The organism is Kitasatospora sp. NPDC056800 (assembly GCF_042789775.1).
In the GTDB taxonomy this organism is placed as follows: domain Bacteria; phylum Actinomycetota; class Actinomycetes; order Streptomycetales; family Streptomycetaceae; genus Kitasatospora.
Window position 1 is genome coordinate 34188 of record NZ_JBHUAL010000036.1, and the last position, 18408, is coordinate 52595.

General features: G+C 74.6%; 18 protein-coding genes. 12 read left to right on the forward strand and 6 right to left on the reverse strand.

Annotated features, from left to right (window positions below; all coding sequences use genetic code 11):
• Nucleotides 1–190: 190 nt before the first annotated feature.
• The 3 genes from ACFRQN_RS11175 to ACFRQN_RS11185 all read left to right on the forward strand — a co-directional run bounded on the left by ACFRQN_RS11175 (nucleotide 191) and on the right by ACFRQN_RS11185 (nucleotide 3294).
• The gene (locus tag ACFRQN_RS11175; protein WP_380739846.1) at nucleotides 191–1453 is read left to right on the forward strand and encodes a glycosyltransferase family 4 protein; all 1263 of its coding nucleotides are present in this window, start codon (nucleotides 191–193) and stop codon (nucleotides 1451–1453) included.
• Between the two features lie 173 nt (nucleotides 1454–1626).
• Nucleotides 1627–2301, forward strand: coding sequence for a thiol:disulfide interchange protein DsbA/DsbL (locus ACFRQN_RS11180; protein WP_380739848.1), 675 nt, complete (start codon nucleotides 1627–1629; stop codon nucleotides 2299–2301).
• 117 nt (nucleotides 2302–2418) lie between these two features.
• A complete protein-coding gene (locus tag ACFRQN_RS11185; RefSeq protein ID WP_380739850.1) occupies nucleotides 2419–3294 on the forward strand; it encodes an alpha/beta fold hydrolase in 876 nt (291 codons plus the stop codon).
• Nucleotides 3295–3366: 72 nt separating this feature from the next.
• Here ACFRQN_RS11185 and ACFRQN_RS11190 read toward each other — a convergent pair whose 3' ends face one another.
• Nucleotides 3367–4113 carry an SAM-dependent methyltransferase gene (locus tag ACFRQN_RS11190; protein ID WP_380739852.1) on the reverse strand — a complete coding sequence of 249 codons (747 nt, stop codon included), beginning with the start codon at nucleotides 4111–4113 and terminating at the stop codon, nucleotides 3367–3369.
• A gap of 43 nt (nucleotides 4114–4156) precedes the next feature.
• Nucleotides 4157–5305, reverse strand: coding sequence for a glycosyltransferase (locus ACFRQN_RS11195; protein WP_380739854.1), 1149 nt, complete (start codon nucleotides 5303–5305; stop codon nucleotides 4157–4159).
• A 57-nt stretch (nucleotides 5306–5362) separates the two neighbouring features.
• Between ACFRQN_RS11195 and ACFRQN_RS11200 the strand changes: the two genes are divergently transcribed.
• Complete coding sequence (locus tag ACFRQN_RS11200) at nucleotides 5363–6133, forward strand: glutamate racemase (protein ID WP_380739856.1); 771 nt, start codon at nucleotides 5363–5365, stop codon at nucleotides 6131–6133.
• Nucleotides 6134–7142: 1009 nt separating this feature from the next.
• On the opposite strand, the gene ACFRQN_RS11205 is transcribed toward ACFRQN_RS11200, so the two are convergent.
• Nucleotides 7143–8318 (reverse strand): polysaccharide deacetylase family protein, encoded by a 1176-nt coding sequence (locus tag ACFRQN_RS11205; protein ID WP_380739858.1) that lies wholly within the window; start codon nucleotides 8316–8318, stop codon nucleotides 7143–7145.
• A 371-nt stretch (nucleotides 8319–8689) separates the two neighbouring features.
• Between ACFRQN_RS11205 and ACFRQN_RS11210 the strand changes: the two genes are divergently transcribed.
• From ACFRQN_RS11210 to ACFRQN_RS11220, 3 genes are all read left to right on the forward strand, one after another.
• Nucleotides 8690–8962 carry a hypothetical protein gene (locus ACFRQN_RS11210; protein ID WP_143204765.1) on the forward strand — a complete coding sequence of 91 codons (273 nt, stop codon included), beginning with the start codon at nucleotides 8690–8692 and terminating at the stop codon, nucleotides 8960–8962.
• A gap of 280 nt (nucleotides 8963–9242) precedes the next feature.
• Nucleotides 9243–9794, forward strand: coding sequence for a sugar transferase (locus tag ACFRQN_RS11215; RefSeq protein WP_380739860.1), 552 nt, complete (start codon nucleotides 9243–9245; stop codon nucleotides 9792–9794).
• Nucleotides 9795–9804: 10 nt separating this feature from the next.
• On the forward strand, nucleotides 9805–10293 hold the full coding sequence (locus ACFRQN_RS11220; RefSeq protein WP_049656056.1) for an NUDIX domain-containing protein: 489 nt from the start codon (nucleotides 9805–9807) through the stop codon (nucleotides 10291–10293).
• A 58-nt stretch (nucleotides 10294–10351) separates the two neighbouring features.
• Here the strand turns inward: ACFRQN_RS11220 and ACFRQN_RS11225 are convergent, their stop codons facing one another.
• A complete protein-coding gene (locus tag ACFRQN_RS11225; RefSeq protein WP_082345992.1) occupies nucleotides 10352–10891 on the reverse strand; it encodes a PTS-dependent dihydroxyacetone kinase phosphotransferase subunit DhaM in 540 nt (179 codons plus the stop codon).
• 355 nt (nucleotides 10892–11246) lie between these two features.
• Here ACFRQN_RS11225 and ACFRQN_RS11230 point away from each other — a divergent pair, with 355 nt between their 5' ends.
• The 4 genes from ACFRQN_RS11230 (at nucleotide 11247) to ACFRQN_RS11245 (ending at nucleotide 14443) form a co-directional block, all read left to right on the forward strand.
• The gene (locus tag ACFRQN_RS11230; RefSeq protein WP_234348556.1) at nucleotides 11247–11474 is read left to right on the forward strand and encodes a DUF397 domain-containing protein; all 228 of its coding nucleotides are present in this window, start codon (nucleotides 11247–11249) and stop codon (nucleotides 11472–11474) included.
• A 759-nt stretch (nucleotides 11475–12233) separates the two neighbouring features.
• A complete protein-coding gene (locus ACFRQN_RS11235; RefSeq protein ID WP_049656052.1) occupies nucleotides 12234–12728 on the forward strand; it encodes a hypothetical protein in 495 nt (164 codons plus the stop codon).
• A gap of 80 nt (nucleotides 12729–12808) precedes the next feature.
• The gene (locus ACFRQN_RS11240; protein WP_350526312.1) at nucleotides 12809–12892 is read left to right on the forward strand and encodes a putative leader peptide; all 84 of its coding nucleotides are present in this window, start codon (nucleotides 12809–12811) and stop codon (nucleotides 12890–12892) included.
• Nucleotides 12893–13060: 168 nt separating this feature from the next.
• Complete coding sequence (locus ACFRQN_RS11245; protein ID WP_082345991.1) at nucleotides 13061–14443, forward strand: acyl-CoA dehydrogenase family protein; 1383 nt, start codon at nucleotides 13061–13063, stop codon at nucleotides 14441–14443.
• A gap of 65 nt (nucleotides 14444–14508) precedes the next feature.
• On the opposite strand, the gene ACFRQN_RS11250 is transcribed toward ACFRQN_RS11245, so the two are convergent.
• The gene (locus tag ACFRQN_RS11250) at nucleotides 14509–15753 is read right to left on the reverse strand and encodes a phosphotransferase (protein WP_380739863.1); all 1245 of its coding nucleotides are present in this window, start codon (nucleotides 15751–15753) and stop codon (nucleotides 14509–14511) included.
• Nucleotides 15754–16277: 524 nt separating this feature from the next.
• Between ACFRQN_RS11250 and ACFRQN_RS11255 the strand changes: the two genes are divergently transcribed.
• Nucleotides 16278–17759 carry a hypothetical protein gene (locus tag ACFRQN_RS11255; RefSeq protein ID WP_380739865.1) on the forward strand — a complete coding sequence of 494 codons (1482 nt, stop codon included), beginning with the start codon at nucleotides 16278–16280 and terminating at the stop codon, nucleotides 17757–17759.
• 91 nt (nucleotides 17760–17850) lie between these two features.
• Here ACFRQN_RS11255 and ACFRQN_RS11260 read toward each other — a convergent pair.
• The coding region (locus ACFRQN_RS11260; RefSeq protein WP_380739867.1) for a PAS domain-containing protein at nucleotides 17851–18408 on the reverse strand (558 nt) is incomplete at its 5' end.

An 18408-nucleotide genomic window follows, 5' to 3' on the forward strand; every position in this document is an offset into this window, starting at 1 on the left:
GCGGCGCCGACCCGGCGCGACAGGGTGGACCAGAGCGCGGCAGGGGGCGAGACGGGGCGTACAGCGGTCGCGTACGGCGCACGACGGCGGCCCCGTGGCGCACATCCGGTGTACAAGCGCGGGCGGATGGGCCACCATCAGGTTGCGCGAAGGGGATGTACCGGGCGGAGCACTGTGCCAAGGTCGGTCCATGCCCGACCATTTGTCGGCCGATCCGGCCGGAAACCGTCCGCGTGTCCTGCACCTGATCAGCGACTCACGCCGGGGCGGCGCGCAGAACTTCGCCCGTGACCTCCACCGGGAACTGGGCCGTCGGGGGCAGTCCTCCGCGCTGTGCGCCCTCGCCCCGCACCCGGCCGTCCCCTCCGGCCCCGGCGGGGCGGGCCGGGACTCCACCGGCCCCGGTTCCGCGGGCCGGAGCCCCGATTCCGCAGGTCCGGGCTCCGGGGCCGCGAGCCCGGACCCCGAGGCCGCCGGCCGGGCCGCCGTCGACTGCTCCGCCGCCGCCGGGCTGCGCTCCGCCGCCGTGCTGGGCCCCGGCCGGCTGCACCCGAGCACCCTGAGGGCGCTGCGCTCCGCCTCCCGCGCCGCCGACGTGGTGCTCGCCCACGGCTCGGACACCCTGGCCGCCTGCGCCCTCGCCCTGGCCGGGACCCGTACGCCCTTCGTCTACGTCTCGGTCGGCCACCCGCGCTACTGGACCGCCAACCGGTTGCGCCGGGTGCGCGGCGGCGCGCTGATGCACCGCGCGGCCGCCGTCACCACGCTCACCGACGAGGCGCGCGTCGTCCTGGAGGAGCAGTTCCGGCTGCCCGACGGGAAGGTGCACGTGATCCCCAACTCCCGTGCCGCCGAGAGCTATCCACCCGCCGACGGCCGGGACGACCGGCGCGCCGCTCGGCACGCGCTGGGCCTGCCGGCCGACGTGCTGCTGGTCGCCTGGATCGGGGCGATAGCCCCGGAGAAGCGGCTCGACCTGGCCCTCGACGTGCTCGACCGGCTGCCCGACGTCCGGCTCGCCGTCGCCGGGGACGGACCGCTGCGCGAGTCGCTGGCCCGCCACCCGGCCGCCGCCCGCGCCCACTTCCTCGGCCCGCTGCCCGACCCGGCCCCGCTCTACCGCGCCGCCGACGCGCTGCTGCTGACCAGCGACAGCGAGGGCGTGCCCGGCGCGCTGATCGAGGCGGCGCTGGCCGGGGTGCCCGCCGTGGCCACCGACGTCGGCTGGGTGCGCGAGGTGGTCCGGGACGGTGCCACCGGCGCGCTGGTCGCCCCCGGGGACCCGCTCGCCCTCGCCGAGGCGCTGGGCAAGGTGCTCGCGGTCAACCGGGCGGGCCTCGGCGCGGCGGCCCGGGCGCACGCGCTGGAGCACTTCGAGCTGGGCGCCGTCGTGGACGCCTGGCAGCAACTGGTCGCCGAGGTATGGACGGCGGGTCCGGAGGCCGCCCGCTGACCGGGGTGGCCAGGTGGGCCAGGGGTGCCATGCCGACCGGGGTGGCCGGGCCGACCCCGTCGGGTGGCCGGCCCGTCCGCGCGCCCGGCCCGGCTACGCCGTCCGGGCGAATCCGGCGCGGCCCGTGCGCAGCAACCGGCCGGTAGCGAACCGCCGCCAGCACACTGCCCGGTGTGAAATCGAAGTCGCTGCTGCGGTCCACCGTCCTGCTCGCCGTCGCCGTCGGGATTGCCGCGTCCCCCGTCCAGGCCGGCGCGATCACCCACCAAATCCCGTTCGGGGGCACCCAGTTCGTCAAGCTCGACCATCCGCAGCCGGTCCGTGAGAGCGTCCGGACCGAGGCGGTCGAGTTCTTCTGGTACGACTGCAGCCACTCCCAGGCGCTCGAACAGCCCCTGCGGGCCTGGGCGGAGAAGCACCGCGCCGATGTCGCGCTGCGCCGCATCCCGGCCGTCTGGCCCGGCAGTCCGGACGAGGCCGCGCAACGGAGCCACGCCCGGATCTTCTACACGCTGGAGCGCCTCGGCCAGGTCGACCGCCTCCAGGTCAGCGTCTTCCGCGCCGTGCACACCGAGCGGGTCGACCTCACCACCGAGGCCGCCGCCACCGACTGGGCCGCGCGGCAGGGCGTCGACGCCAAGGCGTTCGGTGAGACGTACCGCTCCGCCGAGGTGACGCGGTCGGTCGAGGAGGCCGCCGCCGACTTCACCCGCTACGGCGTCAACGAGCTGCCGACGGTCGTCGTCCAGGGTGAGTACCGCACCTCGCCGACCCAGGCCGGCGGGGTCGAGGCGATGCCCGAGGTGCTCGACCACCTGGTGCAGCAGGAGCAGGCGCGGGGTCACTGAGCCGGTGCTCCGGCCCTCGCGGTGACAGCGGATCAGCTCGCTCATGTGCCCTGCCCGGCAGGCGTCTTGTCCGAACAGCACCTTGCCTAACCATTCACATGCTGTTTAATGGTTAGCATGAGCGAGCTGATGATCCCTCACGTCCACCACCGCCACGTCGACGTCGACGGCCTGCGCGTCTTCTACCGCGAAACCGGCCCGCTCGGCGCCCCCGTGCTCCTGCTGCTGCACGGCTTCCCGTCCTCCTTCCACCAGTACGCCCGGCTGCTCGACGCGCTCGGCACCCGCTACCGCCTGATAGCCCCCGACTACCCGGGCTTCGGCCACAGCGACAGCCCCGCGCCCGACGCCTTCACGTACCGCTTCGACGCCCTCGCCGACGTGATCGAGGGCTTCTGCCTCGCCCTCGGCCTGGACCGCTTCGCGCTGTACGTCTTCGACTTCGGCGCCCCCGTCGGCCTGCGCCTGGCCACCCGGCACCCGGAGTGGATCACCGGCCTGGTGGTCCAGAACGGCAACGCCTACGAGGAGGGACTCTCCGACCAGGCAAGGGAGTTCATCGCGAACAGGCGCGGCGTGCCGGGCGCGGAGCTGGCCGCCCGCTCGATCCTCACCCCGGACGTCACCCGCGGCCAGTACGAGGGCGGCACCGGTGACCCGAGCCTGGTCGCCCCCGACGGCTGGACGCTCGACCAGCACTTCCTCGACCTGCCCGGCCGCAAGGACATCCAGGTCGAACTCGCCCTCGACTACTTCTCCAACGTCGAGCTCTACCCCGCCTGGCAGGCCTGGCTGCGCGCCGACCAGCCGCCCACGCTGGTGCTCTGGGGAGTGGGAGACCCGTTCTTCACCGAGGCCGGTGCGCGCGCCTACCTGCGTGACCTGCCCGGGGCCGAGCTGCACCTGTTCGACACCGGGCACTTCGCGCTGGAGGAGAAGCTGCCCGAAATCGCCCCGCTGATCGACGACTTCCTCGCGCGGATCGAGAAGTAGCCGACCGGTGCGGGGCGTTCGGGGGCGGGAGGCTCAGGCGGTTCGGGCGTGTTCAGAGCCCTTCGGCGTGCTTCAGTCGCGGCGCAGCAGGTAGGTGACGAAGCCGAGCGTCCCCCGGTAGCCGTGCAGCCACCCGGTGCGGTGCCGGTCCGCCGCCTCCCGGGCGGCCGCCGCGTCCGGGTGGTCCGGGTGGTCCAGCGCCCACTCGGCCAGCGATCCCGTCCAGGCGAACTCGTACTCGTCCCACTCCTGTTCGGTGCTGACAAGCCCGAACACCGGCGTCCAGCCCTCCGCGAGGACCCGCCCGGTGGTCGTCGCGAGATCCGCGAAGTCCTCCCGTGCCGCGCCCAGTCCGTCCAGCGCCGCCCGGGACGGCTCGCGCTGCCAGAACCCCTCGCCGACCAGCAACCGGCCGCCCGGGGCCAGGAGTTCGCGGGCCGCGGCGAGCGTCGGCAGCAGGCCGCCGAACGCGTGGGTGGCGCCGACGCACAACACCAGGTCGAAGGGCTCCTCCGCGGTGAACTCCCGTGCGTCCAGGTGGTGCAGGCCGATCCGGCGGGCCACGCCCAGCGCGGCCGCGGACTCCCGGGCCCGGGTCAGCGCCGCCGCGTCCAGGTCCATGCCCGTCGCCCGCCAGCCCGGGCCGGCGGCCAGCGCCCGGAGCAGCCAGGCGCCCTCGCCGCAGCCCAGGTCCAGGGCCCGGCCCTGCTCCGTCCCGGCCATGGCACGGTCCAGCAACCGGGCCACCGAGCCGTCCGCCAGCGGGGCCGCGATCGGGTGGTGGGCATGGGCGAGGCGGGAGATCTGCTGACGGTCCATCCGAGCAGTATGGATCGGGGCGGTGCGGCGCGCAGCGGGTTTCTCAGGCCCGGGAGTACGTCCGCCCCTTCCACGCCGAGCCCCGGCCGCGCCAGTGCTGTACGGCCGAATCCACCGTCATCAGCAGGTACAGCCCCGCGGTGAACGGCAGCAGCAGCACGGCCGCGGCCGGCTGCCCGTAGTACCGGACCATCGGCAGGTACGTGCCCGCCATCAGCGCCCACGCCGCCCCACCCGCCGCGGCCACCGCCGGCGCGCCCGCCACCAGCCCGGCCACCGTCGCCACCGGCGGCACCAGGTACACCAGCGCCAGCCCCAGCACCGTCCCGAGCAGCAGCGCCGGCGAATGCCTGAGCTGGGCGTACGCGCTGCGCGACACCATCCGCCACAGCTGCTCCAGCCGCGGGTACGGACGCACGCTGTCCACGTCGTCGGCCAGACCCAGCCAGGTCCGGCCGCCGGTCGACTTCACCGCCCGGGCCAGCGACACGTCGTCGATCACCGCGCCACGGATCGCCGCCACCCCGCCCGCCCGCTCCAGTGCCTCCCGCCGCACCAGCGAACAGCCGCCGGCCGCGGCCGCGGTCCGGGCACCCGGACGGTTGCTCCGGCGGAACGGGTACAGCTGGGCGAAGAAGTACACGAAGGCCGGCACGATCAGCCGTTCCCAGCCGGTCTCCACCCGCAGCCGGGCCATCTGGGACACCAGGTCCAGGCCGTTGCTCTCGGCGGCGGCCACCAGCTCGGCCAGCGAGTCCGGGCCGTGCGCGATGTCGGCGTCCGTCAGCAGCAGGTACTCGGCGTCCGGACCGGCCAGCTCCACGCCGTGCCGCAGCGCCCACAGCTTGCCGGTCCAGCCCGGCGGCAGCGGGGGAGGGGTGGTGACGGTGAGCTCCAGCCCGTCGATCGTCCGCAGCTCCGCCGCCAGCGCGCCGGTGTCGTCCGAACTGTGGTCGTCCACCAGGATCACCCGGGCCCGCCCCGGGTACTTCTGCGCCAGCAGCGTCGGCAGGCTCACCGGGACCACCGAGGCCTCGTCCCGGGCCGGCACCACGACCGCCACCTGCGGCCAGCGGACCGGCGGGCGACGCGGCGGCAACCGAATGTCGGTGCGCCAGAACGAGCCGTGGCAGCACGCCAGCCAGAGCCAGACCAGCAGGGAGAACGCGGCGATCCACAGCAGGACGGTCACCCCGGCAGTCTGCCGCAGAACCGGGCCCGACGGGCGGATCGACTAAAGTCTTGAGCCGTGAAGATCGCACTGATGGACTCCGGAATCGGCCTGCTGGCCGCCGCCGCCGCCCTTCGGAAGCAGCGCCCGGACGTGGATCTGGTGCTCTCTTCCAACCCGGCCTCGATGCCGTGGGGGCCCCGTACGCCGGAAGAGGTCACCGAGCTGGCCCTCGGCTGCTGCCGGGCCGCCGCCGCGCTCGAACCCGACGCGCTGGTGATCGCCTGCAACACCGCCTCCGTCCATGCGCTCGCCACCCTGCGGGCCGAGCTGGAGCCCGGGCTGCCGGTGGTCGGCACCGTCCCGGCGATCAAGCCCGCCGCCGTGCGGGGCGGCCGGGTCGCCATCTGGGCCACCCCGGCCACCACCGGCAGCGCGTACCAACGCGGGCTGATCCGCGACTTCGGCGGTTCGGCGGACATCACCGAGGTCGCCTGCCCGGGCCTCGCGGACGCGGTCGAGCACGGCGACGACGAAGCCGTCACGGCCGCCATCGCCGACGCCGCCGCCCGGACGCCGGCCGGCACCGACGCCATCGTGCTCGGCTGCACCCACTACGAACTCGTCGACGACCGCATCCGCGCCGCCGTCGCCCCGACCGCCGCCCCGGGGCTCACCCTGCACGGCTCGGCCGACGCCGTCGCCGCCCAGGCCATCCGCCGCGTCGCCGACCCCACCCGCACCGGCTCCGGCACCCTCACCGTCCTCCACGCCGGCACCCCTGCCCACCTCCCCCCGGCCGCCGCCCTCTACCCCCAGGGCAACGCCCTCGCCACCCTCATCGGCTGACCGCGCGAGAAGTCGGCCCGGCCGACTTCCCACGCAGCCCGCTCCCTGAAGCCCTTCTGGTCGGTCGCACGGGAAGTCGACCCGGCCGACTTCTGGTGCAACGACTGCCCCGAACCGCCCCGCCTCCCCAGGGTGAGCGTCTGGTCGCCAGGGCCTCTACGCGCATAGAGCCGCTGGGCATGGGATCCGGCCCGCCGACAGTCGGCGCACGGGAAGTCGATCTGGCCGACTTCTCGCGCAACGACCGCTTCGAGCGGCACCACCCCCGACTCAAGCGGCCAATCGCCCCTGGCCTCTACGCGCATAGAGTCCCCGGATGCGGGCTCGTGCCCGGCTTGCTTGCATGGGAAGTCGGCCCAGTCGACTTCCTGCGCCATGCCCGGATGCAACGGCTGGGCAGCCCGGCTCCTGGAGTCTGTTGGTCGCTAGCCCTGGGCTTGCTGGTGCACAGGAAGTCGGCCCGGCCGACTTTTCGCGGAGTCGCCGCTTCGAATCGCGCAGAAAGTCGGCCGGCCCGACTTTTCGTGCAGCGAGCGTTCCGGGCTTCCCGGCGGCATACGGGAGGTTCGTCCGGTCGAGCGTCGGTGCCGCGCTGAGATGCTGCAGCTAGACGGCTCGCGGCCCCGAGGCTGCTGATTGCGAGCCCAGGTCCCGCCTGCGCGCGCGAGAAGTCGGCCAGGCCGACTTCCTGTGTGGCGGCCGCGCTCGCCAAGCCCGTTGAGCGTGCGCTTGCTGTGGCCTCTTGGGGCACGCCGGAAGTCGGGCGGGCCGACTTCTGGGGTGGGTTTGTGCCGGAAGTTGAGTGCGTGGAGTCGACTTTTTGCGGGGGCGGGGGTGGCATTCCGGGCGCCCGAAATGACTTGGCTGGGCGCGCGAGAAGTCGGCCCGGCCGACTTTTGGTGCGGGATTGGCTCGAGTGATTGGTTGCTTTGGGGATGGGCTGCCGGGGTGCGCGCCGCACAGGAAGTCGACCCGGCCGACTTCCTGTGCGGCGTGATGGCGCCCGTTGCTAGGCGACGGCCTGGCGGCGCCAGCGGCGGTAGGCGGGTTCGAGGCCGGAGAGGATGGTGTCGAAGCGGCGGGTGCTGGTGGTGGAGTCGACCTGGAGGCGGCTGATCTGGAGGGGATGGGAGGGGAGCCGGGGGCCCAGGCGGTGGTCGGAGAGGAAGCCGAGTCGGTAGCCGAGCTCCTGCAGGACGGTTTCGGCGCGGACGTCGTGGCCGCCGTCCGGGTAGGCGAAGGCGATCGGCGGTTCGCCCAGCCAGCGGGTGAGGGCCTCGTGGGCGCCGGTGATCTCGGCGCGCACGGTGTCGTCGTCGCAGCGCCCGAGGCACGGGTGCCCCTGGGTGTGGTTGCCGATCGCGACGCCCCCGTCCCGCAGGGCGAGCAGGTCGGCCGGGGTCAGCTGCTCCTGGCGGGGTGGCCGACGGTCGGCGCTGACCCGCAGTTCGTGCAGACTGCGCCGCCGGTCCGGGTCCGGCATGGCCTTGAGCCGCCGGAGCAGCTGGGACGGGTGTCCGCAGTCGAGCGAGCGGGCCCGGCCCCCGTGCCGGGCGAGGAAGTCGGCCTCGTGCCACCAGAACGGCCGTTCGGTGCCGATGAGCTCCGAGATGACGAACGCGGTGGCCGGAATGCCCCGGGCGTCGAGGGCGGGCAGGGCGTGGGTGAGGACGCTCCGGTCGGCGTCGTCGAAGGTGACCAGGACGCTCCGGGGCGGCAGCGGCCGCCGTTCGGTCACGGCCTGGAGGACCGCGCCGAGCGAGACCGGCGTGGCGAGCCGCTGGAGCCGGTCGAGCTGGGCGCCGAACGAGCGGTGGTCGGTCACCCCGTGGTACGCGAGCACCGCGAGCCGTTGGGCGGCCAGGGCCCGGAACAGCGGCTGGACGGGGGCGAACCGCAGCCATTCGCCCCGAGCGTCCTGCTGTTCCGTGTCGACGGCCGCCCGGTGACGGCCCCCGCCGTCCAGGTGCGTGCCGTGGCGGTGCTCCTCGCGCCGACGGTCGCCGTGCAGGAGATCGCCGCCGAGCTGATCGCCGCGAAGGTGATCGCCGTGCGGACGGTCGGTGGGCCGGCCGGTGCCGTGCCGGTCCGCCGACCACCCGACGGTCAGGGGCAGCGCGCGCATGCGGGGTGCCGGCCGGGCGCGGGCCATGGAGATCGATGTACTGGACTGGGACTGCGGCACGGTTCCCCCTCGTTCGCCGAGCGGCGTGGCGGTACCGCCGGAGGACGGAGCCCGGCCTCCGACTCCAGGGGCGGCGGCTCCGCTCCTGGATATTCCTGTTCTCGGTGGGGGGTTCACACCCGTCCCTCGAACGGCTCCTGGATCACTCAATGCCATTGAGACCGCTGCACCGGACGGATGGTTGTACCGGGGGGACGAGGATTTTTCGTGGACTGATTGTGGAGCCGGAATGCACGCCCGGACGCCTCGGACACACTTCGGGGCGGGCCCGGCGTGCCGCTGACCAGCCCGGATCCCCCGGTTGCGCAGCGTGTCCGGACCTTCACTCCCTGCGGGCTGCCACCCGCGCCGCCCCGGGGTACCTTGGGCTCATGGCAGATGCGGACCGTGACCCCTTCCACCTCCACGGGGCCTCCCGGATGGCTCGCGCGTGCAGCGGCGGAGCCCTGGTCACCCACCAGGTCCCGCTGACGGTGGTGGGCCTGGCCTGCCTGGCGCTCGGCATCGTCGTGGCCGTGTTCGTGCCGGACAGTGACGGGCCGGCCTGGGCGATGGCGGTGGCCGGTTGTCTGGCCGCGGGCGTCCTGCTGCTCGGCCGGATCGCCTTCGGCGTGTTCCGCGACCGGCGCCGCGCCGCGCTCTGACGGCGCCCCGGCCGGCGTACCGGCCGTACGGTCGGCGGGTTCCGTCCGGGCGTTGCCCCCACCCGTAACGTCGATCGCTCTCGGAATTCCGAAACGGCCGATCGAGCGAAATTGGTCAGACCGACTGAATATCGTCCAGTCGGACAATCTCAGGCCCTCTTCTTTCACCATTCCCGGACGACAGCTTCATCCCGCCTCTACTGTGAAGGCGTTCTTCCGGCTCGAAGCGCCGTGGAGGTGGAGCGATGAGCGGTAGACCGGATCGCGCCGCGGCCGTCTCGTGAGACGCGCCGGCGACCTCGCCGTCGCCGCCCTGGCCGCGGTCGTCGCACTGCCGCTGGCCCTGCTGATCGCCGTCCTGCTCCGCTGCGGCACCGGCGGCCCGGTCCTCCAGCGGCAGATCCGGACCGGCCGGCACGGCCGCGAGTTCCAGCTCCTGCGCTTCCGGACCGGAGGGGACGGCCGGCTCACCGCCCTGCTGCGGCAGTCCGGTCTGGACGAGCTGCCGCGGCTGTGGAACGTGGCGCGCGGCGACATGGGGGTGATCGGGCCCCTGCCGGTCGGCCCGGACCAGGCGGCGCACTACTCCCGCCGGGAGCGCCGCCGGCTCGCCGTCCGGCCCGGCCTCACCGGCTGGGCCCAGCTGCACGCCCTGAGCCGCGGCCGGACGCCCCGCCCGCTCAGCCGCCCCGAGTGGGCGGAGCTCGACCTCTGGTACGTCGAGCACCGTTCGTTCGGGCTCGACCTGCGCATCCTCGGCCTCACCGTGCTCGCCCTGCTGCGGCCCGACACCGGCCGGGCGCACCGGGTCGGCCCGGAGCCGCCCCGATAGGCTGCGGCCCATGGCTATTCCCCCCTTCCTCGCCGAGCTCCGCGCCATCGTGGGAACCCGCCCGCTCTGGCTGAGCGCCGTCGTCGCCGTCGTGCTGGACGACCGCGACCGGGTGCTGCTCGCCCGCCGGGCCGACGACGGCCGGTGGGCGCCGGTCGGCGGCATCCTCGACCCCGGGGAGCAGCCCGCCGACGGCGTGGTGCGCGAGTGCGAGGAGGAGACGGGGGTGGTGGTCGTGCCCGAGCTGCTCGCCTCGGTCACGGTCTCGCCGCAGGTCACGTACCCGAACGGCGATGTGACGCAGTACCTGGTGCTGACCTTCCGCTGCCGCGCGGTCGGCGGCGAGGCGCGGGTGAACGACGACGAGTCGCTGGACGTCGGCTGGTTCGGGCTGGACGAGCTGCCGCCGATGATCGAGAGCGAGCACGAGCGGCTGCGCCACGCGCTGGAGTGCGAGGGTCCGGCGGTCTTCACCTGGGAGGGCAAGGAGCGCCCCTGAGCCCGGGGGCGGGCCCATCACGGCCCGCCGCAGGTCCTCAACCACCCTCCCCGCCGGGTCAGCCCTTGTACTGCCGGTAGGCCTCCTCCGCCGCGTCCAGCACCGCGGCCAGGTCCCCGCCCGCCGTGGCGGTGGCGGTCGCGGCCACCGCGCCCTCGACGAACGGGGCGTTGGCGAACCGGACCGGGAAGGGCAGCCCGTGCTCGTCCGCGTCGGCCAGCAGCGCGCGGACGGTGGTGACCGCCCCGCCGAGGTCGGCGAGCACCACCACGCCGTGGCCCTGGTCCACCCGCCGGGTCGCGGCGGCCACCAGGACGGCGCTGATGCCCGGTCCGTCCGACGGGTCGCCGCCGGTCGCCGCGACCGGCGCGGGGGAGTCGGATCCGGTCAACGCGAGCGCGAGGGAGCGTACGGCGGTGGCCAGTTCCTGGCTGTGCGAGACCAGGACGATCCCGACCCGCCCGTGGGTGGCGGTCCGGGCGGGGGTCGGCCGGGGCAGCTGGGTGGGTGAGGGGGGCGTCCGGGGTGCCGGGGGATGGGCCGAGGGGGCGTCGGAGATGGGGATGACGTCGGCGCGGGTGCCGTCCCGGCGGCTCATCGGCTGCTCCCTCGAACGGGTCGGTCGGTGGATCGTTCTGGCAAGGCGCGCTCGGTCGAACCGGTCATCCCGGTCGGTCAGGGCGGTGCGGCGGAGCGGCCCGGGCCCCGGCACCTCCCGGGCCGGGCCGGGGAAGCGGTCGTACGGCGCCCTGGCAGCACTCTGGCAGCTGCCCGCCGCCCCCGCCGGTCGGGACACGCCTCGACCCGTCCTCCGGTCGCGCCCGTCCCCGCCCGGAGGAGTCCTCGTCAACCCGCTGACCGGGGCCGGGCGGTGTGGCTAGGCTGGCCCAGGAACGCCGTCGGGAGGAGATCGGTCAGTGGGATCCAACAGCGGGACGGACACGGAGGTCAGCGTGGTGCAGCCGGATCTGGCGCCGAACGGGAAGCCCAGGGTGGACTTCACCGGGGCGGAGTGGCTGTGCAGCAGCCAGGGTGTCGGCGACGTGCAGATCGCCTTCGTGGACGGCTACATCGGGATGCGGGACGGCCGCCAGGAGGACGGGCCGGTCCTGGTCTTCACGCCGGGCGAGTGGCGGGCCTTCGTGCTCGGCGCCCGGGACGGCGAGTTCGACCTCACCTGAGCCGAGGCGCGCGGAGCCCGTCGGCGCCGAGCCGGCGCCCGGCAGCACGGGAGCGGACCCCCGGTCGACGGGGGTCCGCTCCGTAGACGATCTTTCGGGTCCGAAACATCACAACTGATGATCCATTGAGCGTGCCCCGTCAGAATTTCTGTTGACTGTTAGACAAACGCAGCTCAGAGTAAGAGCACGGGCAGACGCCGTGCCCACCGCCCCCACGCGGCCAGACACGGCGCCTGCTGTGCGGCCCGGCAGTACTGCCAGGCCATCCTCCCAGTCATCCCCTGCGCACCGGGGTGCGTCGGCCGGTCCCGGCCCCGAGATGGGGCCGGCAGTCGCCGGGAGGTTGGCGCCGAAGCCGAGAGCGACTCGGATGACGGCACCGGTGCTCGGGACCCGCACGCCCCCACGCGGCGGCGTCCCGAGCAGATCCACGGGAGCGACGGGCCGGGGCCCCGCGGATCTGGCTTGTGAAACTTGGAACTGTTGGCTTGTGTGTTCGTGCTGTGTGCGACGACGAAGCTGGGTGCTCGGCGGTTCGGCACGACAAGTGCACAGTGAGGGAAACGCGTGTAGGGCCGCGTTGCGACATGCCGTCCCCCCGGAGGGTGAAACCCAGAACGGCTGTCGTGCTGAACCGAACGTAGCCCGGACGGTTGCTCAGAGTCAACATTGGTCTCTGAGCGTCGATCTCCCGGCCACCCCCCGGCGGTGCCCCACCCACCTCGCGAACGCGGTGTGCCGGACACGTACGATGTTCCCATGTCTTTTCTCCGCCGTCGCTCCGGACAGCCCGCCGGCCCGGACTTCGACGTGCTCGCGATGGACCCGGGCGACTGGCCCGGTGACTTCGGTGCGGCCATGATGACCGGCCCGGACGGCTCCTGCCAGGGGATTTTCCTGCGCTACGACCTGTTCGGCGGCAGAGGTCCGGCGATGTTCATCGGCAACCTCCCCGAGGGTTCGCCCGCCCGGGAGACCGGCGACGAGGTGCCCTTCGAGGTGCGGCAGCTGCTCGCGGCGCTGGAGAACGACGAGCCGGTCGAGTTCGTCTCGGCCGAGGACTTCCCGGTGATGCTCGGGGACGACCTGCTGATCGTGAAGAAGGTCAAGGTCAGCGAGGAGCGCGTGTTCTGCGCCCAGTTCGGCCGCAGCGACGGCGTCCTGGTCACCGTCGCGTCCTGGGACCGACCGATTTCGGACGACCTGTATCAGCTGCTGAAGCCGCTCCCCGCGGACATGTTCCAGCAGGGCTGATCCCGCCGGGGCCGGCCGGCTCCGCCCGGGGGTCGGACGCTGCTTGACGGTATCGATCAACGGTTCGTACAGTCGCGAACATGCCGTGCCGCCTTCCGTTGCTGACCCGTCGCAGGCATCTGGACCTGCGGCGCACCGCCAGCGCGGCGTGTCCGGGCCGCTGAGGGGGGATTCGTCCCCCGGCGGCGGGCGATCGGCCGGGTGTCCGGTCGGCGCCGGGACCAGGGGCGGGCCGTGAGCCGGCCTCCGGGGCCGCCGATCGCCACCGCGCGCCCGTACGGCGTGCCGCCCGCACCTGCCGAGCCCACGTTGCCGCCCGGAGGCACAGCATCATGACCACTCGCGCCGCCAACCGTTCGACCGCCGAGCGTTCGTCCGAGGACCACGCGTCCGACGACCGCCCCGCCGACAACCGTTCGCCCAGGAGCGCGTCCGCCGGACGCCGTTCGCGGACCGCCGCTCCGGCGGCGGGTTCCGAACCGACGGGTTCCGGCCATCTCGAATCCACCGGTTCCACACCCACAAGTTCGGCCCCCGGCGGCGCGGCACCCGACCGGAGCGCGGTCGAGACCGCCCTCGCCGGACTGCCCCGGGTGGTCGACCTGCTGGCTGCCCGCGCCGAGGAGCACGACCGCGACGCGACCTTCCCGTACCAGGGGATCGAGGCCGTCCACGAGGCCGGACTGCTCACCCTCACCGTCTCCGAGCGGTACGGCGGTCCGGGCGGAACGCTCGCCGACACCGTCCGGGTGCTGTCCCGACTCGGCCGCGGCGACGCCTCGGTGGCCGTGGTCACCGCCTTCACCCTGCTCCAGCACGCCGAGCAGGCCCGCCGGGCCGACTGGCCGACGGCCGGCTACCGGCGGCTGCTCACCGAGTCCCGGCGCGGCCCGGCGCTGGTCAACACGCTGCGGGCGGAGCCCGGTGCCGGGGCGGGCGAGCTGCCCGGCACGGTCGCCCGACGGGACGGTGACGGCTGGCTGCTGACGGGCCGGAAGACGTACTGCACGGGAGCCGAGGCGCTCGCCTGGATGGCGGTGACCGCGCGGACCGACGAGGAGGAGCCGCGGATCGGCACCTTCCTGGTCCGCGGCGAGAGCGAGGGCCTGGAGATCGACCCGACCTGGGACCAGCTCGGGCTGCGGGCCAGCGCCAGCCACGACGTGGTGCTGGACGGGGTCCGGGTGCCGGGCGACCTCGCGCTCGGCCTGACGAACGGTCGCCGGACGGCCCGTCAGAGTGCCGACGCCGACGCCGAGCTCTCGTCGGCCTGGCACGACCTGGCCCTCTCCGCCGTGGCGATCGGGGTCGCCCGGGCCGCCGAGGCGTGGCTGATCCGCTTCCTCAACCAGCGCACCCCGGCCAATCTGACCGAGCCGCTCGGCACCCTGCCCCGCTACCGGACCGCCCTCGGCGAGATCGAGGCCCAGCTGATCGGGGCCGAGGAACTGGTCGAGGGCCTGGCCTCCCGGGTGGACCGGGGCGACCAGGAGGCCGTCGCCCGGACCGGTCCGGCCCACCTGCTGGCCACCCGGGCCGCGACGGCGGTGGTCCAGCAGGCCGTCGCCCTCACCGGCAACCCCGGCCTGAGCCGGCGTCACCCGCTGGAGCGCTACCTGCGGGACGTGCTCAGCAGCCGGGTGCACCTGGCCCCCGACGAGACCGTCCTGGAGGCCGCCGGCCGGGCCGCCCTGGAGCGGGGCGCCCGGCCGTAGGGCCCGTCGTCGAACTCCCGGGCCCGGCGGGTCCTGACGGCGGTCCGACGGGCCCCGGCGGTGGCTCAGCGGGTCCCGACCGCGGCGCGGACGGCCCGGCGGGCGAGCGCCGCGTCGTCGTAGAGCCGGCGGATCATGATCCGCTGCTCCTCGCCGGCGCCCGGAACGTCGTACAGCCGGATCTCCCGCATCAGCACCAGCACCAGGTTCACCAGGAACGCGTCCCGGGCCAGCGTGCCGCCGCTCTGGGCGAGTTGGCTGATCTGGCGGCGTGCCGCGGTGTCCCCGGACAGGACGCTCCAGAGCACCGCCAGGTCGTAGCCGGGCAGGTACCAGCCGGCCTGCTCCCAGTCGACCAGCACCGGTCCGGACGGCGCCAGCAGCATGTTGCTGAGCAGGGCGTCGCCGTGGCAGAGCTGGAGCGGGGTGCTGCCGAGGCCGTGCAGCAGGCCGCGGACGTCGCCGGCGTCCCGGTCGGTGAGCTGGCCCACCGAGTGGTAGCGGGAGATCTCCAACTGGTAGTCCAGGCGCGGCTGGAAGACGTCGGTCGGCGGCCGCCACAGGTTCAGCGTGCGGACCGCGGTGAGCAGCGCCCGCACCTCGCCCGGGGTGGGCGCGTTGACCGGGTGGCGCTCGCGGGCCGCCGGGCGCCCCGGGACACGCTCCATGACCAGCACGCACCGGTCGTGGTCGGCCGCCACCAGCCGGGGCAGCCGCACCGGCGGACGGTGCCGGACGAACGCCCGGTAGACCGCCACCTCGTGGTGGAAGTCGGCCACCAGCTGCTCGAAGTACTCACTCCGCACCGCCTGCGGCGCCAGGCACTTGGCGACCACCGGAGCCCGCCCGATGGTGCCCGCCACCAGGATGTGGCGGCTGCCCTCGCGCAGGACCTGGCGCGGGGTGAACGCGGGACATATCCGCGAGACGCCCGCGAGCGCCGCCCGGACCGCCGGGGTCTGGAGCGCCGACGGGTCGATCCGCTCCGGGCCGCCGCCGACGGGCAGGCCGGGCCGCCGGGCCCGCAGCACCTGGCCGTCGGCCTGCCGGGCCAGCGGCATCCGGCCGCCGCCCGGCAGGGCGGTCTCGGGGGCGCGCAGGCCCAGCGCGGTACGGCCGGCGGGGCCCAGCGCCGTACGGCCGGTCGGGACGACCCGGGTGTCCGTGGCCCGGCCCTCGGCGCCGCGCGGGACCGCGGGACGGCTCGCCGGGGGCACGGCCCTGGGGCCGGTGCGGCCGGCGGCTGCGGTGGGGGGGCGCAGCGCTGGGCGGGTCGCGGTGGGCGTGGGGGTCGTCGCTGAGGAGTACATGGGCTGAGGGAGGTCCCTTCCGGTCCGTCGGCGGGTGCTTGCCCCGCGGGGGCGGGGGAGGGCCGGTGCCGTGTGCTTCCTGGCGTGACGGCGGCCCTGCGGGTGGTGCGGTACGTCGTGCGGTGCGCTGCTCCGCGCGGTACCCCGTAGCGGTGCGGTCGGTGGTGCGCGGGCGCCGGGCACGGACGCGGGGTCAGGAACCCCTGGTCGGCGGTGCTCCGGCCGTCCGCACCCTGGGGAATGCGGTCGGCCGGACTGCCGTGGCCGTGCCCGGCGCTCCCGCGCCACCCGGCCGCGCCACCCCCTCGGGTGAGGACCGGGAGCGCCCCGTGCCACCGTCGGGGGACAGCCCCGACGCTGGTGGGACACCGCCCGACCCGGGGGGCGAGGTGGCGCACCCCTACAACACACCCGTCGGGCACTGGCTTAGTAGTCTGGCGGGCCCTGGCGAACGGTGGCGAATGCTCGCCCGGCACTTGCCCAAGCCTCTAGCCTCGGATCAGCCGAGGAACCTGGGGGCTTCGTTGAGCAGGGAACCCAACACCCGACTGGCCGACCTGTTCGTCCTGACCGGATGGTCGAAGGGCGAGCTGGCGCGGCTGGTCAACCGTCGGGGTGCCGCGATGGGGCAGCTGCAGCTGTCCACCGACACGTCGAGGGTACGGCGTTGGATCGAGCAGGGGGAGATCCCGCGCGATCCGGTGCCGAGGGTGCTGGCGGCCGTGTTCACGGAGCGGCTCGGCCGTGTCGTCACCACTGAGGACCTCGGTCTGGAACGACACCGGCCCACCAGGTCCGGAGCGGACGCGTCCGCAGCAGTGCCGTGGTCGCCGGATCGAACAGCCGCGGTCCTCACCGAGTTCACGGGAATGGACCTCATGCTGAACCGACGTGGATTGGTGGGCGCCGGAGCCGCGCTCACGGCCGGGGCGGTCATCGCCGACTCGCTGAAGGGCTGGCTGGGCGGGGACGCGGTCGCGTACGCGGCCTCCGTCCCAGGGCCTCGACAGGCGGTCGCCGGGGGCGGAGCGCACCCGGCGGCGGACATGTACGACGCGGGCCCGGTCGGGCTCGACGAGGTGGAGTCGCTGGAGCACTCGGTACAGGTGTTCCGGGCCTGGGACGCGGCCCGCGGCGGCGGGTTGCAGCGCAAGGCGGTGGTCGGTCAACTGAACGAGGTCGGCGGCCTGTTGACGCACCGGCACGCACCGGCGGTGGAGCAGCGGCTGTGGCTGGTCGCGGCCAACCTGGCGGTGCTGGCGGGCTGGATGTCGCACGACGTGGGGCTGGAGCCCACCGCCCAGAAGTACTTCATGATCGCGGCCGACGCGGCCAAGGAGGCCGGCGACCGGCCACGGGCCGGCGAGGCGATCTCCCGGGCCGCGCGGCAGATGGTGCACCTGGGCCGGGCCGACGAGGCGCTGGACCTGATGTCGGCGGCCAAGGCGGCCGGCGGACGGCTGCTGCCCAGAACGCGCGCCATGCTCAACACCGTCGAGGCGTGGGCGCACGCCTCGATCGGGCACTCCCAGGACACCTACCGTCTGCTCGGGGAGGCCGAGGACCTGTTCACCGAGGAGGCGCCGGAGCCACCGCCCTCGTGGATGCAGGTGTTCGACGAGGCCGAACTGCGCGGCATGCAGGCCCTGGTGCTGCGCACGCTCTCCGAGCACGACCCGGGGGCGGCCCCCGAGGCCCGTCGGCACGCGGAGCGGGTGATCACCCTGCGGGAGGGGACCGGGCAGCTGCGGTCGGCGCTGTTCGACCGGATCACCCTGGCCTCGGTGCACCTGCTCACCGGCGAGCCGGACGCGGCGCGGTTCCAGGCCAAGATGGTGATGAACCTGATCGGCCAGAACTCCTCGCACCGGACCTGGGACCGGCTGCGCGAGATGTACCGGCTGACCGCGCAGTACCGGGGGCTGCCCGTGGTGGACGAGCTGCGGGAGGAGCTGGGCCGGGCGCTGCGGGCGGCGGACGCCAAGAACCGGCGCCGGTTGACCTGACGGGCCCGCGGACGTACGGGCCCGGGCCGGGCCTTCGGGCGCGGTGCGGCGGGGCGGGGGTTGTGGGCTCGGGGTGAGAGGGGCCGTGCGCTCAGTGCGGCGGGGCCGGGCGGAGCAGCATGCGCAGCGCGACGACCGTGCCGTCGGTGCCGAGGACGGGCTCGCCCGCGCACTCGACGCCGTCGTAGCGCCCGTCGGGCCGGCGGACCCGCAGGGTGCCGGCGGCGCAGCGGCCGTGCACCAGGGCGTCGGTCATCATCCGCCGCAGCAGCGGCCGGTCCGCCTCGGGGAGGCGGTCGGGCAGCCGGTCGAGGCTGAGCGGGCCGTGGCCCGGCTCGCAGCCGAGGAGGAGGTAGGCCTCCGGGCTCCACTGGATCCCGTCGGTCAGCAGATCCCATTCCGCGGAGCCGATCGGGCCGTCGTCGGTGATCGCGTCGTGGTCGCCGCCGGCGCCGAGGTACGGGCCGGTCGGCTCCTGGGCCGTGCCGTCCACTCTGCCGTCCGTTCCGCTGTCGGCGTCGCCCGTACCGTCGCCCGTGCCGTGTCCGCCCGGGCCGCCGGCGCCGACCGTGACGCCGTTCGCCGTGCCGCTCCCGGCGCTCGCCGTACCGCCCCCGCCCGCCGGGGCGCCGTCCACGTGGGCGGCGCC